13 protein-coding genes and 1 riboswitch are annotated in these 13,445 nt (G+C 35.4%); of the genes, 3 read left to right on the top strand and 10 right to left on the bottom strand.

Annotated features, from left to right (window positions below; translation table 11 throughout):
* Positions 1 to 12: 12 nt before the first annotated feature.
* The 9 genes from V7122_RS03360 to V7122_RS03320 form a co-directional block, all read right to left on the bottom strand.
* Positions 13 to 1,308: an arsenic transporter gene (locus V7122_RS03360; protein WP_335525809.1), complete on the bottom strand. Its 1,296-nt coding sequence runs from the start codon at positions 1,306 to 1,308 to the stop codon at positions 13 to 15.
* A gap of 44 nt (positions 1,309 to 1,352) precedes the next feature.
* Complete coding sequence (locus V7122_RS03355; RefSeq protein WP_335525808.1) at positions 1,353 to 1,787, bottom strand: ArsI/CadI family heavy metal resistance metalloenzyme; 435 nt, start codon at positions 1,785 to 1,787, stop codon at positions 1,353 to 1,355.
* 60 nt (positions 1,788 to 1,847) lie between these two features.
* Positions 1,848 to 2,162: an arsenical resistance operon transcriptional regulator ArsR gene (gene arsR, locus V7122_RS03350; protein WP_335525807.1), complete on the bottom strand. Its 315-nt coding sequence runs from the start codon at positions 2,160 to 2,162 to the stop codon at positions 1,848 to 1,850.
* Between the two features lie 367 nt (positions 2,163 to 2,529).
* Positions 2,530 to 3,306, bottom strand: a complete 777-nt coding sequence (locus tag V7122_RS03345; protein ID WP_335525806.1) for a helix-turn-helix domain-containing protein — start codon at positions 3,304 to 3,306, stop codon at positions 2,530 to 2,532.
* Positions 3,307 to 3,331: 25 nt separating this feature from the next.
* On the bottom strand, positions 3,332 to 3,910 hold the full coding sequence (locus V7122_RS03340) for a LysE family translocator (protein ID WP_335485738.1): 579 nt from the start codon (positions 3,908 to 3,910) through the stop codon (positions 3,332 to 3,334).
* A 244-nt stretch (positions 3,911 to 4,154) separates the two neighbouring features.
* Complete coding sequence (locus V7122_RS03335) at positions 4,155 to 4,772, bottom strand: nitrite reductase (protein WP_335485742.1); 618 nt, start codon at positions 4,770 to 4,772, stop codon at positions 4,155 to 4,157.
* 105 nt (positions 4,773 to 4,877) lie between these two features.
* A complete protein-coding gene (locus V7122_RS03330; RefSeq protein ID WP_335525805.1) occupies positions 4,878 to 7,310 on the bottom strand; it encodes a heavy metal translocating P-type ATPase in 2,433 nt (810 codons plus the stop codon).
* Positions 7,311 to 7,382: 72 nt separating this feature from the next.
* Positions 7,383 to 7,589: a copper chaperone CopZ gene (gene copZ, locus V7122_RS03325; RefSeq protein WP_335485748.1), complete on the bottom strand. Its 207-nt coding sequence runs from the start codon at positions 7,587 to 7,589 to the stop codon at positions 7,383 to 7,385.
* Between the two features lie 73 nt (positions 7,590 to 7,662).
* The gene (locus tag V7122_RS03320; RefSeq protein ID WP_335525804.1) at positions 7,663 to 7,995 is read right to left on the bottom strand and encodes a metal-sensitive transcriptional regulator; all 333 of its coding nucleotides are present in this window, start codon (positions 7,993 to 7,995) and stop codon (positions 7,663 to 7,665) included.
* A gap of 465 nt (positions 7,996 to 8,460) precedes the next feature.
* Between V7122_RS03320 and V7122_RS03315 the strand changes: the two genes are divergently transcribed.
* Entirely contained in the window at positions 8,461 to 9,432 is a 972-nt protein-coding gene (locus tag V7122_RS03315) for an arsenic resistance protein (protein ID WP_335525803.1), read from the top strand.
* 163 nt (positions 9,433 to 9,595) lie between these two features.
* Positions 9,596 to 10,492 (top strand): aminoglycoside phosphotransferase family protein, encoded by an 897-nt coding sequence (locus V7122_RS03310; protein ID WP_335485753.1) that lies wholly within the window; start codon positions 9,596 to 9,598, stop codon positions 10,490 to 10,492.
* A 281-nt stretch (positions 10,493 to 10,773) separates the two neighbouring features.
* Here the strand turns inward: V7122_RS03310 and V7122_RS03305 are convergent, their stop codons facing one another.
* The gene (locus tag V7122_RS03305) at positions 10,774 to 10,899 is read right to left on the bottom strand and encodes a bacitracin ABC transporter ATP-binding protein (protein WP_335346166.1); all 126 of its coding nucleotides are present in this window, start codon (positions 10,897 to 10,899) and stop codon (positions 10,774 to 10,776) included.
* A 156-nt stretch (positions 10,900 to 11,055) separates the two neighbouring features.
* Positions 11,056 to 11,200, top strand: a riboswitch (cyclic di-AMP (ydaO/yuaA leader).
* 161 nt (positions 11,201 to 11,361) lie between these two features.
* Here V7122_RS03305 and V7122_RS03300 point away from each other — a divergent pair.
* A complete protein-coding gene (locus tag V7122_RS03300) occupies positions 11,362 to 13,188 on the top strand; it encodes an APC family permease (protein ID WP_335346165.1) in 1,827 nt (608 codons plus the stop codon).
* Positions 13,189 to 13,445: the final 257 nt, after the last annotated feature.

Below are 13,445 nucleotides of genomic sequence, written 5' to 3'. Positions count from 1 at the left end.
CTAATTCCCCCTTTAGTAAAGTAATAATGCTACATACAGACCTAGTAATGTGATAAATAGAATAGGAATTGTTAAGATAATCCCCGTTTTAAAATAGGTTCCCCATGAGATCTTAACTCCTTTTTGAGATAAAACGTGGAGCCATACTAAGGTTGCTAATGAGCCGATTGGGGTAATTTTCGGACCTAAGTCGGAACCAATCACATTGGCATAAATAAGAGCCTCTCGGATTGTGCCGGAAGTATTTGTTTCGGCAATCGCTAATGCATCGATCATGACAGTTGGCATATTATTCATCAAAGATGATAAGAAAGCCGCTATAAAGCCCATACCTATCGTTGCAACAAATAAACCTTGTTCAGCGGTTGCTTGAATGACACTAGCTAACGATTCAGTTAGCCAAGCATTTCCTAAACCGTATACGACCACATACATCCCGATTGAGAAAAAGACAATTGCCCAGGGAGCACCTTTTACAACTGTTCTTGTATTAACCGCATTACTTCTTCTTGCCATCAATAAAAAGAAGATTGCAATGCCCCCTGCAACAAGTGAAACAGGGATTTGAGTGTATTCGCTAGAAAAGTAACCAATCAGCAATATCCCAAGAACATACCAAGACAGTCGAAACATTTTATAGTCCTTAATGGCTTCTACAGGTTTTCTTAATTTAGATAAATCATACGTATTTGGAATACTTTCTCTAAAATAAATTAATAAGACAGTAATCGTTGCTACTATTGAGAAAAGGTTAGGAATAATCATTCTTGAAGCATACTCTACAAATCCAATGTTAAAGAAATCAGCCGATACAATGTTGACTAAGTTACTTACCACAAATGGAAGGGAAGTCGTATCTGCAATAAATCCACTCGCCATAATAAATGGAAAGATCATCTTTTCTTTAAATTCCAAATTACGAACCATCGCTAAAACAATTGGTGTCAAAATTAAGGCAGCTCCATCATTTGCAAATAGTGCAGAAACGATAGCTCCTAAAATGCTAATATAGACAAACATTTTAATTCCATTTCCTTTTGCAACTCTGGCCATATGTAGTGCTGCCCATTCAAATAACCCAATCTCGTCTAAAATTAGTGAAATAAGAATGATTGCTACAAATGATAATGTCGCATTCCATGTAATTCCGATAACTTCAAGTACATCATTAAACCCAACTACACCTAATAATAAAGCTATAATAGCCCCGCCACATGCACTCCAACCAATATTTAATCCTTTTGGCTGCCAGATAACGAGAATAAGTGTTGCTAAAAAAATTATTGTTGCTACTATTGCTGTAATCACTAAATTTAACCTCCATCACTCTACGGTGTACACACTTTCTCTTATTAGCAGCAAGAGCTACTTGTTTCTCCATTAGGAACCACACAACAAGTAGATTCTATTTTATGGACATCACTATCAGCTCTTGTAAAGAAAAACTCCCACTCATTTCCGTCTGGATCGGTTACCCAAAATTTATCTTGTACGGCATAACAACACGTTGTATCCATCTCATCACGTGCGAAAAAACCTTCTTTTTCAAGTCTTTCCTTATGAGCTGTAATTTCTTCGCTCGTTTCAACCTGAAAACCGAAATGGGTTACCTGATTCCCGTACACTTCATCTCGAACATTTAGTGTAAAATTAAGTCCTGGACTCTCTAGTAAGAATTTCGCATAATCAGCCTTTACTTTAACAGGTTCTACTCTGAATACCTTTTGATAAAACTCAATGGATTTCTCTAAATGCATAACGTTAATTCCAACGTGAACATATTTCATAAATTTATTCCTCCTAAGTTTTGATAAATCAAAAAAAATTGATGTATAGCGTAAAAAAAATTAGCAGCAGCTTCCTTTTCCAGTTTTTCTAAATACACAACAAAGTTCCTCAGATAATAAATTGTTTACTTCATCATCATTCAAATCATAAAAACTCCATGTACCCTTTGTTTCCTTTCTTATTAGGTTTGCATCTAATAAAATTTTCAGGTGATAAGAAAGTTTTGATTGGGTCATCCCGAAAGTTTCTGTTAAATCACATACACATGTTTGTCCTTTTTGACAAAGTTCATACATGATTTCTAATCGTTTCTGATCGGCTAAGGCTTTAAATTTTTTTTCATATTGCTCAAATTGATTTATTATTAAAGTCATATACATTTTCTCCTTTCATCAATTTTTTTTAATATTTAAAGTAAGTATAAACAAAATCATTCTGTATATACAAATAATAAATCAATTTTTTTTGATTTATTATTCAAGTGTAAGGGAGATACGTCAGGAAAAAGCGATTTACTATGTTAAAGCCGGAATTCCCAGTATTAATATTGAGAAATTGAGCTCTTTCTGTTCCTCCATAAATGGCCCGATTGTTGAGGAATGTAAAACACCACTCTTAAACAGTTATATTGTATATAACTTTACATAATTTGAGGAGTATTCTGTATTGTTTATTTACAAATTTGGCTTCATTCCTCTTCTACGCCTTTAGATTGAGGCTAGTTATTCCATAATACTAGCCTCAATTCAAATGTAACATATATTCATATGGTGTTATTCCATATACTTTTTTAAAATGTTTGTTTAAATGGGTTAAATCAACAAAATCACATTCAGCTACTGTTTGATAAATATCTCTATTTGTATCTATTAATTGCTTAGCTCGTTCAATCTTACAGTTGAGAAAGTATTGGTATGGTGTAATACCAGTATGGGACTTGAACAATCTAATAAACTGAAATTTTGATAGATGAAGCTCTCTACTAATCTCATCGAGTTTAAGAACATTCCCTAAGTCAGAACGAAGCATATCCTTTGCTTTTCTAATAAACGTATTATCTTTCTTCAAATTAGTTGAAAGACTTGTTTGAATAAGACTATCTGTGAGGGATATGAATAGTTCACTACATAACGCATCATCTTTTTCAATTAATATTGCATTAGTTAGACTTAACACTCTTTGCTCAAGTGTATAATCATACACAACCGGGGCCTCGAAACTTACAATATCCTTTTTTCCTGAAACCTCTAAAAGCAATTGTGGATCAATATATAGCATCACATATTCAAGGCCTGTCTCATCGTGTGCCATTCCGTCATGTGCCTGCTCTGGATTAAAAAGCATCACACCATTCGGATACGATAATTGTAAACTGCCGTCCAAATTATAATGTTGAATACCACGCAATGTTACACCAATTGCATACTCCTTATGAGAGTGCTTTTTATACTTAAAATCAGTGAAACTAGCCGACAGGGCAGTAACACCAGCTGCTTTCTTATAGATAAATTTATCCACTTTACTCACCTCTTAAAACACTACACTACCCTATCCATATCATGATTGTAGCATAAACTAAACCTAGAGCCATGATTACATTGACCATCCTTGTATGCTTTTGTAAAAACTTCTTGAGGATAGCACCGAAAAGAACCCAAGAAATAAATGCTAAAAAGCCAATGATCGTTATGACGATAACACTTATTGTAACGGCAGGCATATCGGTATAGTAGGGCAAAACAAAGCTAGGGATAACTGTCAATGTAAATATAACTACCTTTGGATTTAAAAACTGCATAAGAAAGCCGGCAGTAAAAGTTCCATTGTTGTTTTCCGGTGATTCTGATGTATCCATTTTATAGATTTGATAAGAGAGATATAGCATATATATCGTTCCGATAATCTGCATGCCTATTAAAATTTTTGGAATAACAGTTATCAGCACTGCATTCAACATCGCGGATATACCAAGTAATAAACCAAAAGCAATCGTTGCTCCGTACGTATATTCCATTGCCCTTTTTGGTCCATAATTATGCACAGTGGATAAAATGACAATGTTCGTAGGTCCCGGAGTAAAAGTCACAATAAAACAGTATATGATAAAAGATGTAATATCCATGATGAAAACTCCCTTTCAGCGTTTTCATATTAATATACATCTAAAAATTTAATGGGATATAGTATATTATTGCAGGATTAGATATTTGTTTTATTGAAACCCTTATTGGCAAAATAATAAATATCCTTTAAAAAACGCGATTTAATATTTGCTATAGCGGTTATATAGTATAACTTTTTCAATCCACCTCCTTAATCTAGGGGTAGGGTAAATAAAGTCTTTTTAATAAATACAGAGATTTATATTAACTTATTAAATCATCTCTACCTATCCGTTTTAAAAATTTATAAAACGACTCTCGCTTTTTACCCATTTGCGAATAGATAGCGATAACCTTTTCTACAGTATCGTACAATTCTTCTGGCGTTAAATTCTCCTTCAGCAAAGAACCGACCTCGGCGTCTTTCCCTTTTGCTTTTCCACCAACATATAAATTGTAATGGTCTCTAATTTTCATAACACCTATGTCGCTTAACATGGGTTCACCGCAACCAATGGGACAACCTGTATAGGCAACTTTTAAGGTAAAGGGAACAGCTCTTCCAGCAATACGGCGATTTAATTCTTTTGCTACCGGCATTCCTTCCTCTTCTTCTCCTTTGCAAAAATTGCAGGTTCTTAAGCTTTTTACGAAGTTTCCAACTGGATAACATGCTAATCCAACATTTTGAAATTCTTCTATAATATCTTCTTTTTTGGCTTCCGGGATTTCTATATAGAGTTGTTGGAAGGTGGTTAACTCCAGTTCCTCCTCTTCATTCATATATTTTGATATTGTCACAAGTTGCTTCGCGTTGAGTTTTGCTCCGTACCCTATTCCCCCATTTATGGCGATCTTAATTTTTTTATCATTATCCTCCATATAACTTTTCCTCCTTTCTTAACCATCTACTATACGCTAGTATGGTATAAATTTTACCGATATGAGACCTGCCACTAAATATAGTGACAGGTGATATCGACTATTTTATTTTTCTAATTTCACTCTTTGTAAACGCAGTGCGTTTAACACGACCGACACGGAACTAAATGCCATTGCTGCACCAGCTACCCATGGTGCAAGTAACCCTATTGCTGCAATTGGAATCCCAATGGTATTATAGGCAAATGCCCAGAATAAGTTTTGTTTAATATTACGCATCGTTTTGCGGCTCATTAAAATCGCATCAGCAATACTGTTTAAGTCGCCTCGAATTAGTGTAATATCCGCAGCTTCCATGGCAACATCTGTCCCTGTACCAATGGCCATCCCAATATCAGCTGTAGCTAGTGCTGGTGCGTCATTAATCCCATCGCCGACCATTGCCACTTTTTTGCCCTGTTCTTGTAGTTTTTTCACTTCTTCTGCTTTACCCTCAGGAAGCACTTCTGCAATAACCGCATCAACGCCTACCTCTTTACCAATTGCTTGGGCTGTACGTTCATTATCACCTGTCATCATAATTACTTTGATGTCCATTTCTTGTAATCGGCGTACAGCTTCCTGAGATGTATCTTTAATCGTATCTGCTACGGCAACTAGCCCTGCATATTGCCCATTAATATTGGCTAGCATCGCTGTTTTCCCATTGCGCTCTAATTCTTCCATCGCTGGGAGAACGGATTGTATATCGATCCCATATTGTTGCATAAGTTTACGCGTTCCAATGACAACCCCTTGACCTGAAACAGTCGCCTGCACCCCATAACCTGGGATCGCTTCGAAGAATTGGACATCACCAAGTTCAATGCCTTTATCTTGAATGCCTTGAACGATAGCTTGTGCTAATGGGTGCTCTGATTGCTTTTCCGCTGCACCGATCAACGATAAAAATTTCGTTTCGTCTTGACCATCTGCTACTAAAACATCCGTTAGGACAGGTTTACCATGTGTGACAGTACCTGTTTTATCGACTACTACTGTGTCAATACCTTGAGTTTGTTCTAAGTGTTCGCCACCTTTGAACAAAATACCAAATTCTGCAGCACGACCCGAACCAGCCATAATGGAAGTTGGTGTCGCTAAACCAAGTGCACAAGGGCAAGCAATTACAAGTATGGCAATTAACACTTCAAGTGCTGGTGTAAACTCACCTGGTTGAACAAATATAATCCATACTAGGAAGGCAATGATAGCAATCCCTACTACGATGGGTACAAAAATACCTGAAATTTGATCCGCCATCCGTTGGATTGGTGCTTTTGAACCTTGTGCATCTTCTACTACTTTAATAATTTGGGCTAATGCTGTATCACGTCCAACCTTTGTTGCTGTCATTTTGATGAAACCATTTTTGTTAATGGTTGAGCCGTATAATACGTCACCTGCTTTTTTATCCACTGGTAAACTTTCACCTGTTAACATCGATTCATCAACAGATGTTGTTCCTTCTACTACTTCACCATCAACAGGAATTTTTTCACCTGGCTTCACTAAAATCGTGTCACCTATTACTACCTCTTCTAAAGGTATTTCTTTTTCAACTCCATCACGTATGACGATAGCTGTTTTTGCCTGAAGCCCCATCAATTTTTTGATCGCTTCTGATGAACGGCCTTTTGCTCTTGCTTCAAATAATTTTCCTAAAAGAATAAGTGTAATCAGTACTGCACTGGTTTCAAAATATAAATGTGGACTGTGGTGTGTTCCAGCAGTAACAATCGCTTGATATACACTATAAAAATAGGCCGCTGAAGTACCCATAGCAACGAGTACATCCATGTTTGCACTACCATTGCGAAGTGCTTTATTGGCACCCACATAAAACTGTTTACCGATAATAAATTGTACAGGTGTTGCCAATAACATTTGAAACCATGGATTCATTAAGATGTCTGGTACATATAAAAACGATGTAAAAGAAAAGTGCCCAACCATCGTCCATAATAGCGGTAACGATAAAATCGCTGAAATAATGAATTTACGTTGTTGATCTTTAATGTGCTTTTCACGGTGGTCGACTTGTTCTTTTTCATCTTGCTTTTGATGCGCACCGTAACCTAGCTTTTCTACCTTCGCAATAATATCTGCGATCGCTACCTCTGAAGGATTAAATTCGATTGTTGCTTTTTCAAGTGCTAAATTGACGTTCGCATTTGCAACACCTTCCATCTTATTTAATCCTTTTTCTATGCGCGTTGCACATGCGGCACAGGTCATTCCGGTAATATCAAATTCCGCTTTTTGTTTGACAACACCGTAGCCAAGTGCTTCGATTTTCTTTTCAAAATCAGCTTCACTTAGTTTTGAAGGGTCATATTTAATCGATGACTTTTCAAGGGCTAAGTTAACGGTTGCTTGCTCGACACCCTCCATTTTATTTAGCCCTTTTTCAATACGTGTTGCACACGCTGCGCAAGTCATTCCGGTAATTCCAATACTCGCTTCTTTGGAAGCTGCACTTTTTGCTGCTGAACTCATGAACTTTCCACCTCTCAAATACCCACAAGGGGTATATTTATTTGAAAATGAGAGAGTGCTGCGATAGCACTCTTATTCCACCTCATATCCTTGGTCTTCAATGGTTTCTTTAATTTTATCAAGGGATACTTGCGATTCATTAAATGTCACTTCAACTTGAGCATCATCTAATTTTACATTTACCTGGCTAATACCTTCTAATTGACCAACGCTACCTTCTATTGAATTCACACAATGCCCACATGACATTCCTTGTACTTTTAATGTTACATTTTGCATACCTTTTCTCTCCTTTAACGAAATGTTATTCAGCGTGATATACACCATAGGGGTATATACAAATTAAAAAAATTTACTTTTTCATTAATTTTTGAATGGTTACAACCAATTCATCGAGTACCTCATCATCACCTTCTGAAAGACGATCTACGACACAACCTTTAAGATGACCTTCTAAAAGAATTTTAGCTACACTATTTAATGCAGATTGCGTAGCAGAAATTTGTGTTATCACATCATCACAGTAAACGTCTTTGTCTATCATTCCTTTGATGCCTCGAATTTGCCCTTCGATACGATTTAATCGAGTGGTTAAATCCTTCTTTACTCGTTCTGGATGATGGCTTTTACGGCAAGACGTAACATCCTCAGTATGGCAAGCTACTTCCTTCGCTGTGTTTTCCATTAGCTCAACCTCCAATCTTGATTTTATATTACCATACCCATGCTGGGTATGGAAAGAAATAAACATAAATATTTTTTATCAGTATGCTAAAACCTTTTTTGAACACGATTGTAAAAAGGAAACTACTAGCTGAATGGATTTCTTACGAAAATCGCTGCTGCCCATTTATAAAATTCTCACTATATGTAAGTGGTGAAGCAAACTCTATAAGATAAGAAATAATAGGAAGTAAAGTAGTCAAAAATCTACTAAGAGAAGAATTTCTTTTAGCATAAGCACCTTTACTCTAAATCTTTCCGGTTTGGGGGATTTTTAAATTAAGCTAAATAACAATTATGTTAATATTAAGTAAGAATTCCTGTTCAAATTAAATATTTTCTTAAAAATCACTTATTACATAAGCCTCTTATTTAACAACTTTACAGAAAGTCTTTTTAGGGGGCGGTAAGAAGGGGCATCCAAATAATGATTTCTAGAGAAAAATTAGAAAACAATCAAGTTTGGCTATATGTCATTGTACTACTGATAGCAGCTGGATTTGGATTAATAGTTCCTGATTTCGGAGCACAATTAGATGCAACAATTTCTTTTATCATTGCTATTTTAATGTATAGTATGTTTTCGCAAATTCCTTTTACTTCTTTAAAAGAGTCGTTTGCTAATCGTCGTTTTATTTGGGCTTTATTAACGGTTAACTATATTGCAGTTCCTATTGTGGTGTGGCTTCTATCCAAGTTATTACCCGAATATCCACCGTTATTGCTTGGGGTCTATTTAGTTTTACTTACACCTTGTATTGATTATGTGATTGTTTTTACAGCCCTAGGGCGTGGTAATGAAAAGCTTATTCTTATTTCTACACCTATTCTCATCATTACTCAAATGCTGCTATTACCTTTGTATTTATTATTGTTTATTGGGGATGATGCAGCAGAAATAGTAGACCCTGGTCCATTCCTTGAAGCATTCATTGGTCTTATCGTTATCCCTTTAGGACTTGCTATTGCCCTACAGATATTTGCAAAAAAATCACTTGTTGGGAATAAAATAATAGATATATCGGCATGGCTTCCCGTCCCATTCATGGCTCTTACTCTTTTTGTTGTTGTATCGTCTCAAATAGGCAAATTATCAACATATATTGACCTAATTATCAAAGTAATTCCTATATATATTGCTTTTATGATTATTATGCCTATCATTTCTAGGTTTATTGCAAAATGGTTCAAGCTTGATATTGGTTCAGGTCGTGCACTTATATTTAGTGGAGCTACACGTAATTCGCTTGTAGTTCTTCCTCTTGCTTTAGCCTTACCAGATAATTTAAGCACATTAGTAGCAGCCATAATTGTGACACAAACAATCGTTGAACTTGCAGGTGAACTAATTTATATTCGATTAGTACCCAATCTACTTTTACGTAAAGAGACAACTTGATTCATATGTCTTCTAAAAAGCCCCCCTTGCATCGTATAGTCAATTTAATACGATGCAGGGGGGCTTTGCTTGTCTATTTTATTTAATGGAAAAATTTAAAATTCTATTGTCAAATAAAAATGCCCTTCATAATAACAGAGGGCATTATAAGGAGTAGTAATAAATGAAAGAGGATGAGATGTTAAATTTTTTGATGAATACCTTTCCTAATTTAGAAATTAGAGAAGTACAAGCAAACACTAATGGTTGGGATAATAACATTTATATATTAAATAATGAGATAGTCTTTAGATTCCCAAAATCTGAAGATCTTTTATCTAAAATATTGAATGAAGGCAAAATACTAAATTTGTTAAAATATAAAAAACCTATTTTATGCATACCAGACTATGAATATGTTTACAGTGGGAGTGATTTAAAAGGCGTTAAATATTCTTTCTTGAAAGGTAAGTCTTTAGGTGAATATCCCATTAACAATCTTAGAGATAATCCAAACAACGCCAAGTTGATTGGTGATTTTCTAACGAAGTTGCATAGCATTGATGTTTCAAACCCTAATCTAATTAACTTAGAGACAATCCATACACTTAAATACTGGGAAAATTTATATTCCTCAGTCAAAAATGATATATTTCCTTTTTTAAATGACCAGCGACAGAATGAAATTAATGAAGTATTCACTAATTTTATTGACCTCTTTCCAAGTTTAACTTTTAAAAAATCAATAATACACGGTGACTTGACTGCCTCAAACATTATTTATAATAAGGGTAAAAACTGTATTGATGGCATTATTGACTTTACAGATGCCCAAATAGGAGATCCTGCTTTCGATTTTGCAGGTTTATATTGGTCTTTTGGTTCAGAATTTACAAAGGACGTATTATCTTGGTATAGCGCTCCTGAATCGTCTGAGAATTTATTTAATAGAGTAAAAAACTTTTATGGATTACAACCAGTTTTTCATGAAATATTATTTGCAGTGAAAAATAATCAACAAATCAATTGGGATACTGCCTTTGAAAAATTTTCTTACCTAAAAAATTTATATGAAACATAATTAGTAGCCTGTTATTAAATTAAAGGTGATTATCTTAATAAGGTATAAGCATTTGATCTCTAACTTTAGCTAACCAGTTAAGCTCTTATGTTTTTCCGTTAAAGGGCGCTTTTCTGAAATAAAGAAAGCGTCTTTCTACATGAAAAGGGCCATTTAATGGAATAAGGCTTATTAAGCTAAAGGTTTGGTTAGTTGAATTTGTAGGCCAGAAAAAAAAACCGCACACAATGCGGTCTGATGTTCAATAATTATGGGATACCTTTTTAGGGAAGACTTGTATTTTACTCATCATTACTAATGGGTTCCACATTTTGTTCATTTGTTTGACCCCCATATTGCTGGTTAATTTCTTTAGCTAACTCATCTAAAAATTCATCAGATAAAAAGGGACTATTGTCTTTGAACATATAAATCCTCCTTTGACGTTGCATCTCTTAAATATTTTTCTAAAGCATGAATTAATATCTACGTTACTAACATTTCCGTTTTTCTGTTTTTTTATCTTTTTACATAAAATTTATTTACTTTTGCAGAACACAGGAGTATTATAATCACTGTTTCAAATTTCTAAATCGCTGAAACCATTAGGTACGGGGGAACCATTTTTGTGGGTTGTTACTTAACCCAAGGGGTGAATCCTTTCAAGGTAGGGCTACTCAAAGGCCCGAATCCGACAGCTAACCTCGTAAGCGTTAAATGAGAAGGAAGGTGGAGCTTGTGACACAAAAAAGTGATGTGTCTACAGGTCTGTTTAACTCTGACTTGTAGGCACTTTTTTTTATTCATGTAAAAATTTTGTTCTTTTAGAGAAATTACTGTTTATAAGGGAATATATAACCTATTGACACTATTTAGGCGGTGAGTAATTAATGATTTCATTCATAAAAAGGCTTTTAATTGGACGACCTTTAAAATCCAATGAATTAGGAGAACAGAAACTTAACAAAACGAAAGCATTAGCGATCCTTTCTTCTGATGCTTTATCATCAGTGGCATATGGTCCTGAACAAATTTTGATAGTATTGGTCACAGTAGGTGCTGTAGCATTTTGGTATTCAATTCCTATCGCAGTTGGTGTATTAATTCTTTTAACAGCTCTTATATTGTCTTACAGGCAAATCATCTTTTCTTATCCTCATGGCGGTGGAGCGTATGTGGTTTCAAAGAGCAATCTAGGTGTAAATCCAGGCTTAATAGCTGGAGGTTCGCTATTGGTAGACTACATACTTACTGTTGCTGTAAGTGTGTCTGCTGGCACAGATGCTCTAACATCTGCTTTTCCCACCTTACATAACTTTAATGTGGAAATTGCTATTGCATTTGTGATTTTTATTACAATTTTGAATTTAAGAGGAGTAACGGAGTCTGCATCAATTTTAGCTTACCCCGTTTACTTATTCGTTGTAGCGATGTTCATATTAATTGGTGTGGGTATTTATAATATTCTAACAGGAGGAGTTTCACCTGAAATACACACCCCGATTGGTACACCTGTAGCGGGAATCAGTTTATTTATTCTTTTAAGGGCGTTTGCTTCGGGAAGTTCCGCCTTAACAGGGGTTGAAGCTATATCCAATGCCATTCCCAATTTTAAAGATCCAGCTCCTAAAAATGCTGCTAAAACATTAATGGCAATGGGAGCCTTGCTTGCGATACTGTTTTCAGGAATCATATTTTTAGCCTATTATTATGGCATTGCTCCAAGTAGAGAGGTAACCGTTGTTTCCCAAATTGCAGAAGAAACTTTCGGTCGAAATTTCATGTACTTCTTTATTCAAGGAACTACAGCATTGATATTAATCCTTGCTGCAAATACTGGTTATTCTGCTTTCCCATTGCTGGCGGTTAATCTCGCAAAAGATAAGTTTATACCAAGGATGTTTCTGATTAGGGGAGACCGATTAGGATATTCTAATGGGATCCTCATACTTGGAATTGCTTCTATCATTTTAATTCTTGCTTTTCGGGCAGAAACAGAGCATCTTATTCCACTTTATGCAGTTGGAGTATTTCTCCCATTTACTTTGTCTCAATCGGGAATGATGGTTAAATGGCTGCGAGAAAAGCCCAAAGGGTGGATTCCAAAATTCATAATTAATACAACGGGTGCTGTTATTAGCTTTACGGTCACAATGATTTTCTTTTTAACAAAATTTTCACAGGTTTGGTCAATCTTAATTTTTCTACCTATCATTGTCTTGCTCTTTCATCGAATTAGAAAGCATTATGAAGCTGTTGGAGACCAGCTTAGGCTTACAACTTGTGAATCTCCTGTGAAAATTGAGGGTAATGTTATGATAGTGCCTGTTGCCGGCATGACTCACGTTGTAGAGAATTCCTTAAATTATGCTAAATCGCTTTCTCCTGAACAAATTATTGCTGTATATGTTGCATTTGAAAGAGAAGACGAGAAGAAGTTTGGAGAAAAATGGAGGAAATGGCAACCTGATGTAAGACTAGTAACACTGCACTCTCATTATAGAAGTATCATCAACCCACTAACCAAATTTGTTGATACTGTGGAGCATAAAGCGAGGGAAGGAAATTATAATGTGACAGTTGTCATTCCACAATTTATACCTAAAAAAGGTTGGCACAATATTCTTCACAACCAATCAAGCTTACTAATTCGTGCCTTCTTATTGTATCGGAGAGATGTGGTCGTTACAACTGTACCTTATCATTTAAAAAAATAAAGAGCAGGACTTTCATGTACTTCCTTACTTTGATATTAACGGAGCTGCTTTAAGCAGCTCTTTCTTATTTGAACTATCATGTAAAAACAGCACTTTATTGCGTATTCTGTGGTGAACGCTGGGTTCATGGTTGGGTAACGGTGCTAAAGTTCAATATAAGCGAACTGTTTCAATAGCCTTTGATCTTCCACAAAAGGGCGCTTTTCTGAAACAAGGAAAGCGTCTTTCTTCATGAAAAGGGCCATTTTCTTGAATAA

The organism is Bacillus sp. JJ1532 (assembly GCF_036965085.1).
Classification (GTDB): Bacteria; Bacillota; Bacilli; order Bacillales; family Cytobacillaceae; genus Cytobacillus.
Note: the sequence above shows the minus strand (reverse complement) of the source record. Positions and strands in the feature narration are given on the sequence as shown.

What these genes read in the sequence shown, in the direction of transcription:
- V7122_RS03355 (WP_335525808.1), bottom strand. Translation starts at nt 1,787, where the DNA reads ATGAAATATGTTCACGTTGGAATTAACGTTATGCATTTAGAGAAATCC.
- arsR (WP_335525807.1), bottom strand. Translation starts at nt 2,162, where the DNA reads ATGACTTTAATAATAAATCAATTTGAGCAATATGAAAAAAAATTTAAA.
- V7122_RS03340 (WP_335485738.1), bottom strand. Translation starts at nt 3,910, where the DNA reads ATGGATATTACATCTTTTATCATATACTGTTTTATTGTGACTTTTACT.
- V7122_RS03335 (WP_335485742.1), bottom strand. Translation starts at nt 4,772, where the DNA reads ATGGAGGATAATGATAAAAAAATTAAGATCGCCATAAATGGGGGAATA.
- V7122_RS03330 (WP_335525805.1), bottom strand. Translation starts at nt 7,310, where the DNA reads ATGAGTTCAGCAGCAAAAAGTGCAGCTTCCAAAGAAGCGAGTATTGGA.
- copZ (WP_335485748.1), bottom strand. Translation starts at nt 7,589, where the DNA reads ATGCAAAATGTAACATTAAAAGTACAAGGAATGTCATGTGGGCATTGT.
- V7122_RS03320 (WP_335525804.1), bottom strand. Translation starts at nt 7,995, where the DNA reads ATGGAAAACACAGCGAAGGAAGTAGCTTGCCATACTGAGGATGTTACG.
- V7122_RS03315 (WP_335525803.1), top strand. Translation starts at nt 8,461, where the DNA reads ATGATTTCTAGAGAAAAATTAGAAAACAATCAAGTTTGGCTATATGTC.
- V7122_RS03310 (WP_335485753.1), top strand. Translation starts at nt 9,596, where the DNA reads ATGAAAGAGGATGAGATGTTAAATTTTTTGATGAATACCTTTCCTAAT.
- V7122_RS03305 (WP_335346166.1), bottom strand. Translation starts at nt 10,899, where the DNA reads ATGTTCAAAGACAATAGTCCCTTTTTATCTGATGAATTTTTAGATGAG.
- V7122_RS03300 (WP_335346165.1), top strand. Translation starts at nt 11,362, where the DNA reads ATGATTTCATTCATAAAAAGGCTTTTAATTGGACGACCTTTAAAATCC.